Below are 17,539 nucleotides of genomic sequence, written 5' to 3'. Positions count from 1 at the left end.
GTGTTGTTCTAATTTCATCACGTTCTTTTTGAATATCATCTAACTGTTTTTTGTAACCTTCTTTTTTGTATTAAGAGCGAGGATGGAACTTTCACGTTTTTTTTCCAGTGCGACAAGCTCATCTTTTTTACTTTTTGAACTTTGGATTTCACCATGAATCGTTTTGATTTCCTGGCTTTGAGAGTAAATTTGGTCATTGACTTGTTTATAATCTGCCGCTAATTTTCCAAACTCCTTACGCATAATGGTGTCCATTTTCTGAAGCACTTCATCCACTAAAATCCCATCTTCATTATCTAAATAATCACTATCTGAAACTAAATAAAATGAAAAATCCTCTGCAATAATTTTGATAATTTTTTGTTCTAACCCTTTTTTTTGAGAGGAAAGTGCTTGAGTGTCTTTCGTCAATTTGTCCAAATATTCACTTTTTTGTTGAACAACTTCTTGCGAGTCGTTGATTGTACGACTAAGCTCTTCAATCTTATCTTTAATTTTTTCAATATCTTTTTCTTCGTTTACAATATCGTTGGCGATATCTTGGAGTTTGCCGTGGATTTGTTTTTCAGTTTGCATTTTTTCTTGCAACGTTTTTGCTTTTTCATCAATTTTTTGCGCTGTATTACCCGATGAAGCTGCCAGCAGTATTAATGGCAGAAAAAGCGCCACACCACTCAACAATCCTAATTTCATACACGCCCTATCTTACGAGAAACAATGGTTACGGCAATCAAAGAGAATAAAATAGAAGCACCTATCAGGATGCCTCCCTCAAAAAGAAGATCAAACTCAGGAAGCATAATGTCAAGTTCTGCTGCAAAATCTTTAACAATCGTTATTTTGGGGGCTATCGTATATATTGCACATACCGCGATAGAACTTATGAGCGAATCAACCAATGTCATACGGTACAACATTGCACTTTTCATAAAAAAGGAGGCACCAAAAAGTGTCATAATGGACATTCTACGATTATGTTCATACGTCCAAATGCGAATCTGCTTAAAAATGAGGAGTATGGCTACAAACGCCACAAAAAATGCAAAAATATAGACCATTGCCTGAAGTAATAGAAACATTTTAAACATCTTTTCATGCGTCTTAGCAAACGTTTCAATGCGGGTTATCGAACTAATGCTTAAGAGCTTCTGCTTAATCGCTTCAACTCTTTTTTTATTAGGAATAGACTCAAGTTTTAAGGAGTAAAATTTTGGAAGAGCGACTTGTAAAAGGGCTAAGTTTTTGGATGACATATCATTTTTAAGGCGATCCAATATCTTTTTACTACTAATTTCCGATAAAGACTCAATTTCAGGAATCTGCTTTTTGAGATCTTCTTCTTTGAGCTCTGACGAAGAGACCACAACAATAGCATAGTCATTCACTATTTTCGTTGCATAGTCATTGACAATACTCTTAATAACATTTGTAAATTGAAATGAAAAGAGCAATACAAAGACAGAAATCATAATCGAAAAATGGCTATTAATTGACCTCATGTAAAACGCCACCTTCTAAGAAATAGTGTTTATAATCAATGCCAAGAGATGCTGGGATATTATGCGTTACCACTAAAACAGTCGTACCTAAATGCTCTTTAGCACCTTTTAGCAAATTCCAAATCACTTCACTCGAATAGCTATCCAAATTTCCTGTAGGCTCATCCGCTAAAATAAGGACAGGGTTGTGTGCCAAGGCTCTTGCCATAGCAACACGTTGTTGTTCCCCACCACTCAGTTCATAAGGGTATTTATTGATTTTATGCAACAACTTGACATGTTTTAAAAGCTTATGCGCTTGTTTGATACAAACACTTTTTGAAAATCCACCAATAATAAGAGGCAACATGACATTTTGTTCCACTGTCCACTCATCAATCAGTTTATAGTCTTGAAAAACAACACCTAAATAACGTCTCAAAAGATTAAGCTTTGAACTACTAATATTTTTAAAATCAATGCCACATACGTTAAGATCACCACGATTAGGGAAGAGCTCACCGTAAAGCGACTTGATAATGGTTGATTTTCCGCTACCACTTTTGCCCGTAATAAAGACAAATTCTTGTGCTTTGATTTGCATACTTGCATCGGTGATGATCGGCTCATCTCGCCCATAGCTAATATTTAAGCCATTGGCTTTAATCACATATTCCATGAAACCACTCTTTAATTAATGTATGAGCTGCTCTGTTGCTTTTCGTTGCTAAAATTGCATCTGGCAGATAGGAAATTTTACCCTTTTGAATTTCTATATAACACTTTTCATTACGTTCGTTTGCACCAAAAGAGAGGCGAATGAGCCCACTGTGTTCATCAATTTCAAAGAGCTCTTCAAAATGGACAAAAAAGCCCTCTCCTCGTAACAATTCATCTTTAAAAACATCACGAATTTTTCTAAAATCAACATGCTCGTCAAAATGCAATGTATCAGGCTTTGAAATAGATGCAGAAAGCATTTCATTGGTTAAAATGACATCGTAAATATCTTTTTCCATCTTACGCCATCGGTCTTCGTATTTACTTGTAATCTCAAGTTCCGCATTTTTTTTCACATGCACATCGGCACAGGAAAGTTGCATCATCTGTACAAAAGTGAACTCAAAATAGAGTGGACTGTCGGTTCGAAGCTCCAAAGTACCCTTTACATGTAAAACACGTAATGCCTCTTCAATGAAAGCCGCAGATAAAACACGGCGGTGCGGTTTTTTATCCCAAGGAACAGGAAAGTGTACAAAAATACGCCCCACCACATTGGAGGGCAAGAACTCCATAAACAAGCGTGCATCATAATCGACAACTAAAATATTTTCAATTGATTGAAGCTCACATTGTTTTAAAACTTGCTCAATGGATGGCTTATGAATTTCTAGACCAATAAACTGAATATGTGGATTTTTCTTTGCCTGATGAAGTAAGTGTCGTCCACTTCCAAAGCCGATTTCGATCCAAATTTCACCTTTCACGTCAAAGTGATGTGCAAAGAAATCAATCTCTTTGAGGTAAGGCGAATGCTTGACTTCTAAAAAATTCTTAGGTTCAATATTGGAATAAATTTCTTTGGCTTCGCATGCATCTCTAAAATCAATCAACACTTTTTGCAAAAAAGAGGCTTGGGTTGGGCGAGTAACTTTGTCACCCTTCACCAGTAAATTCCCATCCTCTTTTTGATGAATACGAATCAGTAAATGCTCTCCTTGCATTGAGGCCATCACCAGTTTATTGCCCCTCTTAGAGTGCGCTTCATAACTAAATGTGGTCTCTTTGTACGCACAAGGATAGCTTAAAGGTTTCAATGTTTGCGTATGAAAATTCGGCATAAATTAATTTGATCCCTTTGGAATCGTAATAAGCACACTATCCGAAGGTTTAGAGGCAATGCCATATTTATCTATCGCAATAATATTATATTTGTACTCTACACCAGGAACGGTGTCTTGGTCAACAAAATTGCTCTCAAAGATACCTGTAAAATTCTGTTTTTTTGTTTTGCCAGAGATCTCAAATTCTTTGGTAACACTGTATTTGATTGCATTATCATCCCCAGCCCATGAAATGGAAATAGAACTACCATCATGTTTTACCGAACTGACAGAAGGAGCATTCAGTGCTGAGAGTGTCATACCAGCAACCGTTGTATCTTGCTTTGATTCAAGACCATCAACATCGACGGCTACGACTCTGTAGTAATAGGTTTTACCATTATCATTGATTAAATCTTCAAACTCAGTATTGACTGTTTTACCAAAAAAAGTATAGAACAGACCTGATGTTGGAGAACGATAAATTTTATAATAAGCAAAATCACTTGTCGTTGATGGACTCCATGTCAAAATAATTTTTTTAGGCAAATCTGACGTTGCTTTAACTCCCGTAATACCACGAGGTAGAGGTTTTGAATGTGCTTCAACGGTATCACTTGGTTTTGAGACAACATCATCAGAGGTTTTTACTTTAACGCGATAACGGTAAACAGAATTATCTTTAATATCTTTGTCAATATATTCGGCGTTTAATCTACCTTTAACTTTGCCAATCTCGTCCCATGAAGTAGACTTATATTCGTTACGTTCAATGATGTAATATTCTACATTCTGTTGGGAATGGGGTCTCCAAATAATTTTAATACACGCAGGCAATCCTGAAACCGCATTGATAAATGAAACAGAATCAATGCCACCTACGGTTGGAGTGTTAGCAACAAGTCCTGTTGTTGTTACGCTTGTCATTGCACTTAACGCAGATTCATGTTTATCCGCAGAATAAGTACTCATCTGATAGCTATAGCTTGAGTTGGGTCTTAGTTTCGTATCCACATAGTGCGATACATATTTGTCTTTGATGGTGGCAATCTTTTTCATACTATTGCCTTCCATTCGGTATAAGTAGTACCCTTCGATTTGTGAACTGTAGATCGGCGTCCATTCAAAACCAACTTCTGTAGAACCTGCCAAGGTACGAATACCTTCTATTCTAGGCATAGAAGCATCAACAACGGGCTCTTTAGGTGTTTCAAGCGTCTTTTCGCAACCACTGATCATGAAGCTTAAAGCCATTAACGATACTATCCAAAGTAATTTTTTCATCTACCTCTTCCTTACTGAAATGGTGTCTTAAATAGGCATCAAAATCATCCCACAAGGGAGCATTTATTTGTAATAATTGCCCTGTCCTTGGATGCATAAGATACAAAATATAAGCGTGTAACATAACTCTTGGTATTGTACCATTTTGGCTCTTAAAGCCGTATAAACTATCACCCAAGATGTGGCGGGAGAGTGCTTGGAGATGCACTCTGATCTGATGCGTTCGTCCTGTAAAAAGCTTGGCAGCAATCAACTCTTTTTTGCCATCACGCGATACCAAAAGTTTAGAAAAAGCACTTTTTGCCATGCGTCCATCTTTTTTTTGGACGTCCATTTTCAGACGATTATTGACACTACGCCCAATAGGCAGCTCAACAACGATATTATCTTTGAGAGGTAAATCAATCATGGCAAGGTAGTATCTGCCCATACTTTTATCTTCAAGCTGAGAAGAGAGACTTAAATGTGCTTCATTGTTTTTAGCAATGACTAACGCGCCACTGGTTTCTTTGTCAATGCGATGCACAATGCCATGACGCTCTTCACCACTGATAGTAGAAAGATTAATACCCTTAAACTTCAGCCAGTCCACGAGCGTTGCTTCTTTAACACTGGGAGCGCCATGTACCGTTAAAAAAGGTGGCTTATTAATCACCAAAAGATCGTCATCTTCATACAAAATAGGCACATCAAAATTAACTTCATACTCGCTTGAACTCTGCTCAGCTTCTGCAAATTCATAATAAATGACATTGCCTTCCAGAAGCTTCGTACTGCACTTTGTACACAATTTTCCATCGACCATAACACCCACATTTTTAATCAGTTTTTCGACCTGATTGCGCGGTAACTCCAATGCCTCACTCATCGCGGCATCAAGCCTTTTTGACTCTTTACATGTAAACTCCATACAGCCTACTTTCTTCTAATTTTTGATATACTTGCGAAAACTTTCCAAAGGGATAGAGTGTTTCAAATTGATAGGCGCATCTTAACACATTTTGATTTTTTAATTCCTATACTGGTACTTCCTATCATCGTTATTTCCTATTATCTCATCGCTGAAGCCAACACAATGCTGGCTAATAAACAGATTGTGTATTACACCGTTGGATTTGCTGTATTTCTCCTCTTTTTTATTATCCCGATTAAAAAAATTGAGTGGGTAATCCCTTTTTTCTATTGGGTCACGATTATTTTACTTCTGAGTGTTGATTTTTTTGGTATTGCAAAACTGGGGGCTCGAAGATGGCTGGAAATTCCCTTTGTGCATTTTACTATTCAGCCCTCTGAAATTTTCAAGCCTGCTTTTATTTTAATGCTTGCCTACCTTATCAAAAACAATCCTCCTGAAGAGAATGGATACGGATGGAAATCTTTTTTTAAACTCAGCTTTTATATTCTATTGCCATTTATACTTGTGGCAAAAGAGCCAGACCTTGGAACGGCGATGGTTTTAGTATTGCTAGGCTATGGAACGCTCTTTGTGATTGGTGTGCATAAAAAAATATGGATCACATTAGCCATTATCATTGGCATTTGCAGTCCTCTTATGTACAATAGTTTACATGACTATCAGAAGCAACGTATTACCGACTTTATCTCAGAAAAACCAAGTTACCATGTCAAACAGTCGATTATTGCCATAGGATCGGGTGGATTAACAGGAAAAGAACGCAGTGAAGCGACACAAACACATTACAAATTTCTACCCATTGCTACGAGTGATTTTATCTTTGCCTATACCGTTGAACGCCTTGGATTTTGGGGAGCATTGGGACTCATTGTTTGCTATGCCTCTTTAGTCATGCACCTTTTAAGCCTCAATTTTCTTCTTAAAGAGGACTATTTTGCTCGAGTTATCACGAGCGGTATCTCTTTGCTGATTTTCTTTTATATGAGCATTAATATCGCTATGACAATTGGGCTAGCTCCAGTAGTAGGCGTTCCCTTACCTTTTTACAGCTATGGAGGCAGTAGTTTCATCACTTTTTTTGCTCTTTTTGGTATCTTAGAAAACCTATTAGCTTTCCGATTTGACCCGACCTACCGTTCGATCAAATATTCGCTCTAAGCCCGTACGTAGCGTTATTTTTATATTCTTTTAACAATAAAAAAGATACAATTTCACTCTTTAAAATGGGTCCTTAGCTCAGTTGGTTAGAGCACCCCGCTCATAACGGGGTGGTCGAGTGTTCGAGCCACTCAGGACCCACCACTTGCTTCTTGGTTTTGATTACTTTTAATTTGATACAAAAAGGTAAATGTTATGAAAAAAGCACTTCTTTTTCTCGCAATCGCATCACATATCTCTCTCTTTGCAGGTTTTTTAGATGATCTTATTGGTAAAGATAAAACTTACTTAGAAGCCAATGGTTTTAAATGTACAGAGTTTTCCTGTGTAACAAAGGATCAAAACTACTTCAATGTCAAACTTCTGGACAATGCTATTGAATACGTTGAAGTTTATAGCACCGATAAAGACGAAGTTTACCGTGTTGCACTTTATCTCTACCAAAATGACAAACTTAAAAATAAAGAGTTGGATGAGGCATTTTTTAAAGCACTAACTAAACTCAATGATAAATCAAAATTGACATATGATCTTTCAAAAGTAAGTGATAAATTTGGCAATGAAGCACTGATTACCATCACTGATGCCAAAAGAGCGACCGCTTATACAAATACCTTACGTGATACGTTCTTTGAAAGCATGAAACAATACAGCGAAACAGGTAGCCGAAAGTAACTCTTTTGGCGCACCTTCTCGGTGTTCACCAACACTATCTTGCCTTCTCTGATACTCCCCAAATTTACCGCTTGTACGCTCACTCCTTATCGTTAAAAAAGCTGAACTTTCTTAAAGAGCCCTAAGACACCAAAGAATTATACTTGTAAACTAGGCATGTCACTTAAAACAATAGAATAGTGAGCGAGACTTTGCCTTAAAGGTAACCTTGAAAGAAGATCCTTTTCTTCCAAGGTTCGTTAATCGTAGTGTCGTTAGATTTCGATACGGCGTGAAACACCGATGAGTTTTTCTTGAGGGAAATTGTAAAAGCTTACGAAACTTGGAGACATATCTTTAATCAGTGCATACAGTTTCCATGAAAAATGTTTTGAGACAATTTCTTCATCGCCGTAAAAAATTGTTCGTTCATGAATATCTTGTTTTTTAAGGCTCTCTTCCATATTGAAAACCTCCATGTATCCAACATGAATCACAAGAAGATCAAGCCCTTCTGCCAACGACTTAAACTCATTTGTAATGCCTAAAGGTTCATTTGTCGGCTTAACCTTCACAATAACATTTCTCTCGTAAATAATGCCATTTTGGAACATTGTTTTAGGAATATAAGCAGGGATATTTTCTGCCTTACGTGCAAAGAAAAGAGCAGTGCCTTCAATATGAGACTCTTGTGCATAATGCGCATTGTATGCTTGTAAGAAATTTTCTTTATCTACCGAGTGAAATGAAGAGTAAAGGCGTTCTTGTCCTTGTGTATAAAGAATAATAAAGCCTAGAGGAACGGCTGCAATTAAGAGAGACCAGAAACCACCATGAGGAATTTTTAGAAGACACGATAAGAAGAAAACAAAACTAACAATCCCTGAAAAAGTGGCAAAACTCATTTTAATCCACTCTCTACGGTAGGCAAAGATCATTGTCATTAAAACACCGGTAATGCTCATGGCTCCCGCAACAGCTAAACCATATGCAGCTGCAAGCTTTGCAGACTCTTTAAAGACAAAAAGCATAATAATGACACACACAAATAAAAACCAGTTAATAGAACCTACATAAATTTGAGAGCGTAACTCATGTGATGTATATTCGACGCGAAAATGGGGAAAAATACGTGTTGTCATCGCTTGGTAAAGTACAGAGAAAATACCACTGATCATTGCTTGTGAAGCGATAATCGTTGCTATAATTGTTAGGATAAGAAAAGGGACATATAAAAGAGGTGCAAACTCTCGCATCATTTCAAATAACGGGCTTCCAACAGACTCAGGATGCGTTAGTAAAAATGCGCCTTGTCCATAGTAACTTAAAATCAATGCGATAAAAGCAAAAACCCATCCTTTAAGAATGGGCAATCGCCCTAAATGTCCCATATCGGCATACAATGCCTCTCCACCCGTAGTTGCAAGAATAATATCTGCAAGAATAATAAAGGTAATAACAGGATTTGCCAGTGCAAAATTAATAGCATACATCGGATTGATTGCATTTAAAATAGAAAAATCTTGACTTACATACCAAAATCCAACGCCACCTAGACATAAAAACCAAATGACCATAATAGGTCCAAAGGTAGAAGCGACTTTTTCAACACCTCTTTTTTGAACGGCAAAAAGGGCAAATGCAATGAGTGTCGCTAAGACTAAAAGTACAATTTGAGGAAGCTCCTCGTATTGTGGAATAAGGAGAATACCTTCTACCGCGCTCAGAATACTAATAGCAGGAGTAATAACACCATCGCCAATCATCAAGGAAAGCCCTAAAAATCCCAAAACAGATACTATGGAGACCATCTTTGCACTTTTAAGATGTGGCGTTAACATTTGAATGAGAACAACAGTACCACCTTCTCCTTTTGCACTCAAGCTCGTGGCTAACCATGCATATTGAATGGTAACAAGAATAGTTAATGCCCAAAAGACAAATGACAAAATACCATAGATACTAACGACTGTTGGCGGAACAATAAGAAAAATAACTGCCAAGGTATAGATAGGACTTGTCCCAATATCGCCGTAAACAACACCGAGTGCCTTTATAACCATCATCTCATTTTTGATACGCTCTTTTAACGTCATATATTGTCATCCTTTGTAAACGGGGAAACACTTTTTTTTCTTGCCTAAAAAAAGTGCAAGAGCTTATTCTAGTGCTTAAAATATTAAATTTTACTAAAAGCTACAAAAGGAGAAAAAAAGAAAAAGATCCCTATAAGATTTAGGGTGATTAAAATCTCATTTTAGGTTTACATGTAAAGTTTTTATGCGTGTTTAACGTACTTTATTTTTATTTTTGTGTATAATTCCACTCAATTAAATTTATGGTTATTGATGAAGCCTCCTTTGAATTCAGTATTACCCTTTCATGCGAGTTGGTACTAAATTTCAAAAACTTCCTCATTGTCTAAATTCATAAGAATATCCCTATTAGAAAAGTTTATCATGCTACCACATACTTTTAAAAAACTTTTGATTCTTTTTAAACATAAATTTCACAAAAGTCGTATCCTTCAAATAGCTCTTATATGTGCCCTTTGGTTTTGTGCCGAAGAGATATCCCTTCTTTTCCACATCCCCATTCCCGGTGGCGTTATAGGATTGCTCTTCGTACTAATGCTTTTACAATTTAATATTCTGAGCATTCGCTCTTTAGCGCTTGGGGCTGAATGGTTCTTAGCTGAAATGCTTCTTTTCTTTATACCAGCAGTACCAGCGGTCCTAAACCACCAAGAATTTTTTGGCTGGACAGGGTTGAAAATCTTAGCCATCATTATTATAGGAACCATCATCGTCATTATTGGAACCGCTTTTATCGTCGATTTTAGTTTTTATAAATTGGAGAAACATGTTAAAGATGAGAATATACAATGAATTTTGACGCATTTCTTACCTACCGCTCTCTTTTAATGGCGGCAGAAGTGACACTTTTATGGTCAGTAGTAACCATAGGGCTCTATTGGCTCTCTAAGGTTTTTCACCGCCGCTATAAACGCTGGTGGACAGCCCCTATTATCATTACACCGATACTCTTAATCATCATCACGATTGTATCGCACACCAATTACAATGTTTATATAAGCGGTACACACTGGCTCATTGCCTTGCTTGGACCTGCCACGGTTGCTTTTGCTGTTCCTATCTATAGACGTAAAAATATCATGCTTTTATACTGGCGAACACTGAGCATTGGCGTTATTTTTGGCTCCATCCTCTCTATTGCCTCTGCGTGGTTTTTAGCTTCCGCGGTAGGGATTGAGAGTACGCTTCGTTTAAGCCTTTTACCTCGCTCCATCAGCACCCCTTTTGCCATGGTTATTTCAGGAGAGATTGGTGGCACGCCAGAATTAACGGCTATTTTTGTGATACTCACAGGGATTTTTGGTGCTTCTTTTGGGCAGTTAGTGCTCTATTGGCTACCGCTTAAGTCAAAAATGTCGCGCGGTGCCTCTTTTGGATTAGCAGCACACGTCGTGGGTTCTAATAAAGCTTATGAGTTAGACAACGAAGTTGGGACTATTGCGGCATTGGTCATGGTCTTAACAGGCATTTTCAATGTTCTTATTGCACCCTTACTAGAGATTATCTTAACCTAAGCCTTTGGTAAAGTATCTTTCTTACGGAGTGCTTTGACACCCTTTTCAATCGCATAAAGCAATTGATCTATCTCTTTTTTGGTATGGGTATAATGGATAGAGATACGTAACCAACCCGGTTTTTCATCGAAACTTTGTCCATCGACAAGATGTAAAAGGTCATGCCCATAGGGACCTGCACAACTGCACCCTGCTCTGGTTTGAATGCCAAACTGATCGGAGAGATACTGCGAGATATCATAAGGATTGATGCCTTCAAAATTCAGTGAGAAGATAGGAAGTTTATCTTGTGAATATTTACAATAGAGTTTAACCCCTTCAATCACGCGAAGCCTAGAACCAAAATAAAATTTGAGTTCCTCTTCTTTTGCATGAATCTTCTCCAAGCCGATTTCATTACGAAGGTTATAGGCTAAAGAGGCACGTATAAACTGCAAAATAGCAGGAGTTCCTGCATCTTCAATCAATTCAATATCACTTAGATACGTATGTGAAGTACGAGAGACATAGCCAACCGTGCCACCCCCTGCAAACGTCGGTGTTGTTTCGGTACAAAGTTCTTTTTTCATCACCAAAACACCACACGCACCCACACCACCCAAAAGTTTGTGAGGAGAGAGAAACAAGGCGTCATAGTAGTGACAGTCAACATTGATGTAAGGAGACGCCGCTGCTGCATCAAGACACAAGATACCGTTATACTGTTTGATCAGTTTATAGATACTTTTATAATCACTCACAATGCCCGTAACATTCGAAGCGACTGAAAAGGAGGCGATGATCTCACGCTCTTTATTAGCTTCAAGACTACGTTTCAAAAAATCCATATCAATTTTTTCATCTTGATCGAGGGGTACACGGATCACTTCACATAACCCTTCACGAAAGCTCAATTCATTGGAGTGGTGTTCATACGGTCCCACAAAAACGATGGGAAGGTTTTCGGGTTTACATGTAAAACGTTTAAGTGTGCGAGGAGGAATGTAAATACCAATGAGTTCTTGAAATTTTTTGATCGCTCCCGTAGCACCAGAGCCACACGGAAAAATATAAAAACTCTCATCAATTTCAAGTGCAATTTTGAGGTCGCTACGCGCCTTGGTATAATATTTGCTTGTTTGAATGGCACTCGAAGCAACTTCTGAGTGGGTATTAGCATAGGTTTTAAGGATGGCTTGCATCTGTTTTTCAATCGGTTTATACGCCTGACCTGATGCCGTATAATCGAAATAGAGAATATTTTTATCTTTAATGATATTTTTGCGTATTGCTTGCACGACTTTGTCCAAAAATTTTTAGGTATTATACCCTTTATAAACTTCTTATGCGATGATGGGAATCACAAATGATTGATGAAAATTTACTCAACAGCCTTAGTGCTAAAGAAAAAGAGCTCTTTAAACAAGGGTTAGCAGATCTGATTAACCAAACGTATGTCATCGAAGATGAGTATAAAAAGCTAGGTGTTTCATACACCTCTCTTCAAGATTTTATTCGTCAGATCATCGAAGTACAACCGAATGCTTTGTGGGTTTTTGATGAAGATGGTGCCATTTTTTTGCAAAATAGCGAAGCTAAAAAAATGGAAGCTATTTTAGAAGGATTGAGCATTGAAGAAGAGAGTGAAGTCGATTTTGAAGGGCGCTCTTACCTGGTTAAAAGTGTCACCAAAAGCGATAAGAAAATCATTACCGCTACAGATATTACGGAAGGAAAACGCCAAGAACGTCTTGTTTCCATGGGACAAGTTGCCGCACATCTTTCCCATGAAATTCGTAATCCCATAGGCTCCGTCTCCTTGCTTGCCTCTACGTTACTCAAAAAAGTGGATCCTAGTGTTAAACCTCTGGTTACCGAAATCAAAAAAGCCATTTGGAGAGTGGAACGTATCATTAAAGCAACCCTACTCTTTACCAAAAATGTTCAAATAAATCCAAGTTATTTTTACCTTGACCGCCTCATCAAAGAGTGTGAACAGGCCATTTCTCATTACTCTTACACTAAAGAGGTGACCTATCATTTTGATCTACCCCATGTTGAGATTAAAGCGGACTTTGAACTGCTCAATTTGGTGCTTCAAAACTTTATTTTTAATGCGATTGACGCGATTGAAGAGTGCGAGAAAGAAAGTGGCAATGTCAGGATAACTTACGTAGAAGATTGTGAATTTATACTTTTACATGTAAAGGATGATGGCAAGCCCATCGAGAATAAAAACATTCTTTTTGAGCCCTTTAAAACGACCAAAACTAAAGGCAATGGTCTGGGACTTGCACTATCTTTGCAGATCATCCAAGCCCACAACGGAAGAATCAATCTCTTGGAAAACCCCAAAGGATTTGAGATTCGCATTCCACGCTAAAGAGGCTTTGCACCTCTTTACATGTAAAGACTAAATGACCTTGACATACTCGAGTGCTGCGATCTGTTCATCAATACTATCATCCACACTAAAGCCAGTTTCGATCACGACATCTTGCAGTTTTGACGTGATGACGAGATGAAGAGGTCTACGTCCAGAATTTTGACGCACAATTTGGTATAAAAATTCCAGTTTGCTCGTGTCATCACTGAGATCAAGGAGAAGCACTTTGGGCTCTTGGGGCACTTCAATGACTTTGGTTTCAATCTTCTCTTTTTTCGCGTCACTAAGCTCCATAATTTTCATAACGCGCATTTTGGTATTTTGCCCATCATTGCTCACATCGACTTTAAAGCAGAGTGGTTTTTCCAAATCCATTCGGGAGAGCAATTCCAGCTGTTTTTCAAAGACAGTCAGTTCCATAGAACCGTGAAAATCCATCAAGGAGATAATGCCAAACTTGTTGCCTTTTTTGCTAATTTTCTCGGTGATGCCTTCCACTTTTCCAATAAAAAGTGCCTTACTGCCATCTTCAACCTGATCACGCTCGCTGGAAAGGGTGTAATTCATTTCATCAATTTCCGCTCTAAATGCATCTAATGGATGACCTGAAATATAAAAACCTATCGTCTCTTTTTCAAGCTCTAACATGCGCTTATTATCAAATTCGGGAATATTTTCGATGTTTACTTGTACCGTCATCATCTCTTCAGCATCGCCAAAGAGGGAATACTCTGCCATCTTCTTCGCCCGACTGCACTCAGCACTTGCATCAATAATGCTATCAATATTTTCAAGCAAAGCGCGTCTTGAGTAGCCAAAGTCATCAAAACTTCCTGATTTGATAAAAGACTCTAATACTTTTTTATTGACCTTAGAGCTGTCAATACGGGAGATAAAATCGCTCATATCTGCAAAGAGTGCGCCCTCTCTGGCTTCTAAGATTTTACTGATCGCCGCATTTCCAACCCCTTTGATCGCACCCATACCAAAGAGAATTGCCTCTTGACCATCTGTGTCAGTAATCGCACTAAATGCAATCAAACTGTGCTGAATAGATGGCGGTAAAAGCTTCAATCCAAGACGTTTGACCTCATCGATGTATTTAACGATTTTATCGGTATTGTCTTGCTCTGATGTGAGAAGTGCCGCCATAAACTCTTGCGGATAGTAGCATTTCAGATACGCCGTTTCAAAGGTAACCATCGCGTAGGCCGCAGAGTGCGATTTGTTAAAACCGTATCCCGCAAACTTCTCAATCAAGCCAAAAAGCTCAATCGCATGGGCGCGATCTAAGCCTTGATTAACGGCACCTTGCGCGAACTCTTCGGCTTTTTGTTTCATGTAGTCGATCTTTTTCTTACCCATCGCACGACGAATCAAATCCGCTTCGCCAAGGCTAAAACCACCAATGGCTTGAACGATCTGCATAACCTGTTCTTGATAGACAATAACGCCATACGTTGGCTCTAAAATAGGACGAAGGGGTTCGGTAAATTCATCAAAGAAGTAACTAATCTCTTTTAGCCCATTCTTTCGTTCGATAAAGTCATCCAACATACCTGATTCCATTGGGCCTGGGCGATAAAGGGCAAGTACGGCAATAAGATCTTCAAAGTTGGTTGGTTTGAGACGCTCATTCAAAGATTGCATACCACTGGACTCAATCTGAAACAGTCCCACTGTTTCGCCACTTTGAATCAGTTCATACACCTTAGGATCGTTCATATCAATGATCGTAAAATCAATCTCTTTTTTGTAACGAAGTTTAATAAGCTTAAGCGCATTATCAATGACGGTCAGGGTCTTCAGACCCAAAAAGTCGAACTTGATTAAGTCAACATCTTCAAGGTAATTGAGTGAATACTGTGTGACGAGATGATCTTCGCCAGAAGGCTGATAGAGCGGTGTTTTATGCCATAACTCTTCATCGCTGATGACCACACCTGCGGCATGCATACCAGAGTTGCGGTTCAGTCCTTCAAGTGCTAACGCAAACTTCCACACGCGTTGCATCTTAGGGCTGCTTTCAATGAGTTCACGAAGTTTTGGCTCTTTTTGAAAGGCGCCTGGTTTGTACCCTTCTTCTCCCTCAACACCCACACCATTAAGTGTGATGCCCAGTTCATCGGGGATCAGTTTTGCCATTGCATCGGCTTCGGCATAAGGAATGGCGAGAACGCGCGCAACATCACGAATGACACCTTTGGCTAAAAGTTTACCAAAGGTAATGACTTGCGCGACGTTGTAGCGTCCGTATTTTTCAACAACGTAATCAATGATTTCACCACGACGACTCTGGCAAAAGTCAATATCAATATCGGGCATACTAATACGTTCAGGATTCAAGAACCTCTCGAAGAGCAGGTTATAGGGCATCGGGTCAATGTCAGTGATAAAAAGCGAAAACGCGACCAAACTACCTGCTGCTGAACCACGGCCTGGTCCCACAGGAACACCGCGCTCTTTGGCTTCACGGATAAAATCCCAAACGATGAGCATATAACCAGGGAATTTCATCTTGCAGATAATGTCAATTTCCCGTTCCAGTCTGGCGCGATACTCTTCATGCTTACTGACATCAACATTTAAAAGACGCTTTTCGAGTCCTTTACGACTGTGGTACGCAAAAAACTCGTCATCGCTCTCAAAGCTAAGCCCCTCTTTGGCGGCATACTCTTTGGTAAATTTAAACTTTGGAGGGGTTGGATCGCCCAGTTTAATCTCTAAATTACACTTCTCCACAATCTCTTGGGTATTGGAAATGGCTTCAGGGATATCCGCAAAAAGATCGCTCATTTGCGCAGGGGATTTGAGGTAAAACTCATGCACGGAGTGACGAAGACGATTAGGATCGTCAAACTCTTTATTCATCGCAATACACATAAATGCCTCGTGTGCTTCGGCATTGTCTTGTTCTAAGTAGTGAGTGTCATTGGTCGCAATGAGCTTGATGCCCGTCTCTTTGGAAATACGCAAAATATCATCGTCGATGAAATGTTGATCGGTAATGCCATGACGCATTACCTCTAAGTAAAAGTCCTCACCAAAAATATCTTTATATTCGAGTGCCACTTCTTTGGCGCGTTCATACCCTCGCGCACCAAATTGGACATTACGTTTGTTGTTCAGATTGAGATGCCAGTTCACTTCGCCTTGTAAACATGCCCCCGAGCAGACCAGCCCCTCAGAGTGCTCACGCAACATCTTTTTGTTGATGCGCGGATAGTAGTAAAAGCCTTTGATGTAACTCATGGAAGCCAGATACATCAAGTTTTTATACCCTACTTCGTTTTTGGCATACAAGCAGAGGTGAAAACGTTGTTTGGTGGTTTTATCGCTGATATCCTCTTGGTTGTGAATGTACGCTTCCATGCCAATGATCGGCTTAATGCCCTCTTTACGCATGGTTTTGTAAAAATCAATCGCGCCAAACATATTTCCATGATCGGTTATCGCAACGGATGTCACTCCTTGAGCTTTGAGTTTTTTTACCAGCTTGCCTATTTTATTGGCGCCATCAAGAAGTGAATATTCAGTATGTAAATGTAAATGGGTGTACGGTATGTCGCTCATAGTTTCTCATCAATAATTTAGTTTTTTCATTAAGAATCTATTGTAGCGAATGAGGACTTAAGAGGGTGTAAGTGTTGCCTAAAAAGCTTTACATGTAAACGTTACATGTAAAGCTTTTGCCCAAGCCAATGAGGTTTTTTAGGCAGATGCTGATTTGGCAGCTTCTGTTTCAAGTTCCGCAAGTTGTGCTTGATAAGAAGCCAAAAGTGCCTCTTTTGTTTGAAGATCTTTCGCACTTTGCTCATCATTCTTAGCTGTTTTTTGCTGCTCAATGATCTCTTTTTCAAGAGCCGCAATTTTCTTTTCAAGTGCTTTTATCTGTGAATCTATCGTTGCACTGCTTGAAGATGATGACGAACTACTGGCTCCTGATGCTGCACTCGCGCCCCCGCTTTGTGCACTACTTGAACCACTACTTTGACTACTCGTTGATGAAGACGATGAAGAGGTATCACTGCTACTTGAGCTGGCACTTGTTGTGCTACCTGCAGCCAACGCTTTTGCTTCATCTGAAATTTCAACGCTATCAACAGGTGTACTACGAGAGGTTTCTGCCACACTTGGCACTGCCTCTGCAGTTTTAGTTGAAGATGTAGAACTGTTACTGGAGGTATTTTGATTTTGATCTACCAGAACTTGGTTGGTGTAAGATGTGTTGATGGTACTCATGTCCATCTC

At 39.0% G+C, this 17,539-nt stretch carries 15 protein-coding genes and 1 tRNA gene; 6 read left to right on the top strand and 10 right to left on the bottom strand.

The annotated features are described in order from the left end of the window. Positions 1-39: 39 nt before the first annotated feature. From SJPD1_RS14645 to SJPD1_RS03885, 6 genes are read right to left on the bottom strand one after another with little or no spacing between them, the layout of a single operon-like run. A complete protein-coding gene (locus SJPD1_RS14645; protein WP_096046050.1) occupies positions 40-693 on the bottom strand; it encodes a hypothetical protein in 654 nt (217 codons plus the stop codon). Next, positions 690-1,499, bottom strand: coding sequence for an FtsX-like permease family protein (locus SJPD1_RS03905; RefSeq protein WP_096046049.1), 810 nt, complete (start codon positions 1,497-1,499; stop codon positions 690-692). The genes SJPD1_RS14645 and SJPD1_RS03905 overlap by 4 nt, the downstream gene beginning before the upstream one ends. Then, positions 1,486-2,157 (bottom strand): cell division ATP-binding protein FtsE, encoded by a 672-nt coding sequence (locus SJPD1_RS03900; RefSeq protein ID WP_096046048.1) that lies wholly within the window; start codon positions 2,155-2,157, stop codon positions 1,486-1,488. Before SJPD1_RS03900 ends, SJPD1_RS03905 begins: the two co-directional genes overlap by 14 nt. Continuing rightward, positions 2,141-3,319 (bottom strand): tRNA (guanosine(46)-N7)-methyltransferase TrmB, encoded by a 1,179-nt coding sequence (gene trmB, locus SJPD1_RS03895; protein ID WP_096046047.1) that lies wholly within the window; start codon positions 3,317-3,319, stop codon positions 2,141-2,143. The genes SJPD1_RS03900 and trmB overlap by 17 nt, the downstream gene beginning before the upstream one ends. Before the next feature lie 3 nt (positions 3,320-3,322). Then, positions 3,323-4,585, bottom strand: a complete 1,263-nt coding sequence (locus SJPD1_RS03890) for a fibronectin type III domain-containing protein (protein ID WP_226372241.1) — start codon at positions 4,583-4,585, stop codon at positions 3,323-3,325. After that, a complete protein-coding gene (locus tag SJPD1_RS03885) occupies positions 4,512-5,495 on the bottom strand; it encodes an RluA family pseudouridine synthase (protein WP_096046046.1) in 984 nt (327 codons plus the stop codon). Before SJPD1_RS03885 ends, SJPD1_RS03890 begins: the two co-directional genes overlap by 74 nt. Positions 5,496-5,552: 57 nt before the next feature. Between SJPD1_RS03885 and SJPD1_RS03880 the strand changes: the two genes are divergently transcribed. From SJPD1_RS03880 to SJPD1_RS03870, 3 genes are all read left to right on the top strand, one after another. Then, positions 5,553-6,659 carry an FtsW/RodA/SpoVE family cell cycle protein gene (locus SJPD1_RS03880; protein WP_096046045.1) on the top strand — a complete coding sequence of 369 codons (1,107 nt, stop codon included), beginning with the start codon at positions 5,553-5,555 and terminating at the stop codon, positions 6,657-6,659. Between the two features lie 67 nt (positions 6,660-6,726). Then, positions 6,727-6,803: transfer RNA gene (locus SJPD1_RS03875), tRNA-Ile, on the top strand. 51 nt (positions 6,804-6,854) lie between these two features. Next, the gene (locus SJPD1_RS03870; RefSeq protein WP_096046044.1) at positions 6,855-7,334 is read left to right on the top strand and encodes a hypothetical protein; all 480 of its coding nucleotides are present in this window, start codon (positions 6,855-6,857) and stop codon (positions 7,332-7,334) included. 254 nt (positions 7,335-7,588) lie between these two features. Here the strand turns inward: SJPD1_RS03870 and SJPD1_RS03865 are convergent, their stop codons facing one another. Beyond that, entirely contained in the window at positions 7,589-9,409 is a 1,821-nt protein-coding gene (locus SJPD1_RS03865) for a KUP/HAK/KT family potassium transporter (RefSeq protein ID WP_096046043.1), read from the bottom strand. A 363-nt stretch (positions 9,410-9,772) separates the two neighbouring features. Here SJPD1_RS03865 and SJPD1_RS03860 point away from each other — a divergent pair, with 363 nt between their 5' ends. Together SJPD1_RS03860 and SJPD1_RS03855 are read left to right on the top strand one after the other, a co-directional pair. Continuing rightward, on the top strand, positions 9,773-10,201 hold the full coding sequence (locus tag SJPD1_RS03860; RefSeq protein ID WP_096046042.1) for a CidA/LrgA family protein: 429 nt from the start codon (positions 9,773-9,775) through the stop codon (positions 10,199-10,201). Further along, on the top strand, positions 10,198-10,923 hold the full coding sequence (locus SJPD1_RS03855; protein WP_096046041.1) for an LrgB family protein: 726 nt from the start codon (positions 10,198-10,200) through the stop codon (positions 10,921-10,923). Before SJPD1_RS03860 ends, SJPD1_RS03855 begins: the two co-directional genes overlap by 4 nt. On the opposite strand, the gene SJPD1_RS03850 is transcribed toward SJPD1_RS03855, so the two are convergent. Further along, on the bottom strand, positions 10,920-12,200 hold the full coding sequence (locus tag SJPD1_RS03850; RefSeq protein ID WP_096047785.1) for an aminotransferase class V-fold PLP-dependent enzyme: 1,281 nt from the start codon (positions 12,198-12,200) through the stop codon (positions 10,920-10,922). The two genes, SJPD1_RS03855 and SJPD1_RS03850, sit on opposite strands and share 4 nt — an antisense overlap. Before the next feature lie 68 nt (positions 12,201-12,268). On the opposite strand from SJPD1_RS03850, the gene SJPD1_RS03845 reads away from it, so the two are divergent. Beyond that, positions 12,269-13,285 (top strand): sensor histidine kinase, encoded by a 1,017-nt coding sequence (locus SJPD1_RS03845; RefSeq protein WP_096046040.1) that lies wholly within the window; start codon positions 12,269-12,271, stop codon positions 13,283-13,285. A gap of 30 nt (positions 13,286-13,315) precedes the next feature. Here the strand turns inward: SJPD1_RS03845 and dnaE are convergent, their stop codons facing one another. Both dnaE and SJPD1_RS03835 read right to left on the bottom strand, forming a co-directional pair. After that, the gene (dnaE, locus tag SJPD1_RS03840; RefSeq protein ID WP_096046039.1) at positions 13,316-16,861 is read right to left on the bottom strand and encodes a DNA polymerase III subunit alpha; all 3,546 of its coding nucleotides are present in this window, start codon (positions 16,859-16,861) and stop codon (positions 13,316-13,318) included. Positions 16,862-16,999: 138 nt separating this feature from the next. Beyond that, positions 17,000-17,530 (bottom strand): hypothetical protein, encoded by a 531-nt coding sequence (locus tag SJPD1_RS03835; RefSeq protein ID WP_096046038.1) that lies wholly within the window; start codon positions 17,528-17,530, stop codon positions 17,000-17,002. Positions 17,531-17,539 lie beyond the last annotated feature (9 nt).

It is taken from the genome of Sulfurospirillum diekertiae, assembly GCF_002309535.1.
Taxonomy (GTDB): Bacteria; Campylobacterota; Campylobacteria; order Campylobacterales; family Sulfurospirillaceae; genus Sulfurospirillum; species Sulfurospirillum diekertiae.
Note: the sequence above shows the minus strand (reverse complement) of the source record. Positions and strands in the feature narration are given on the sequence as shown.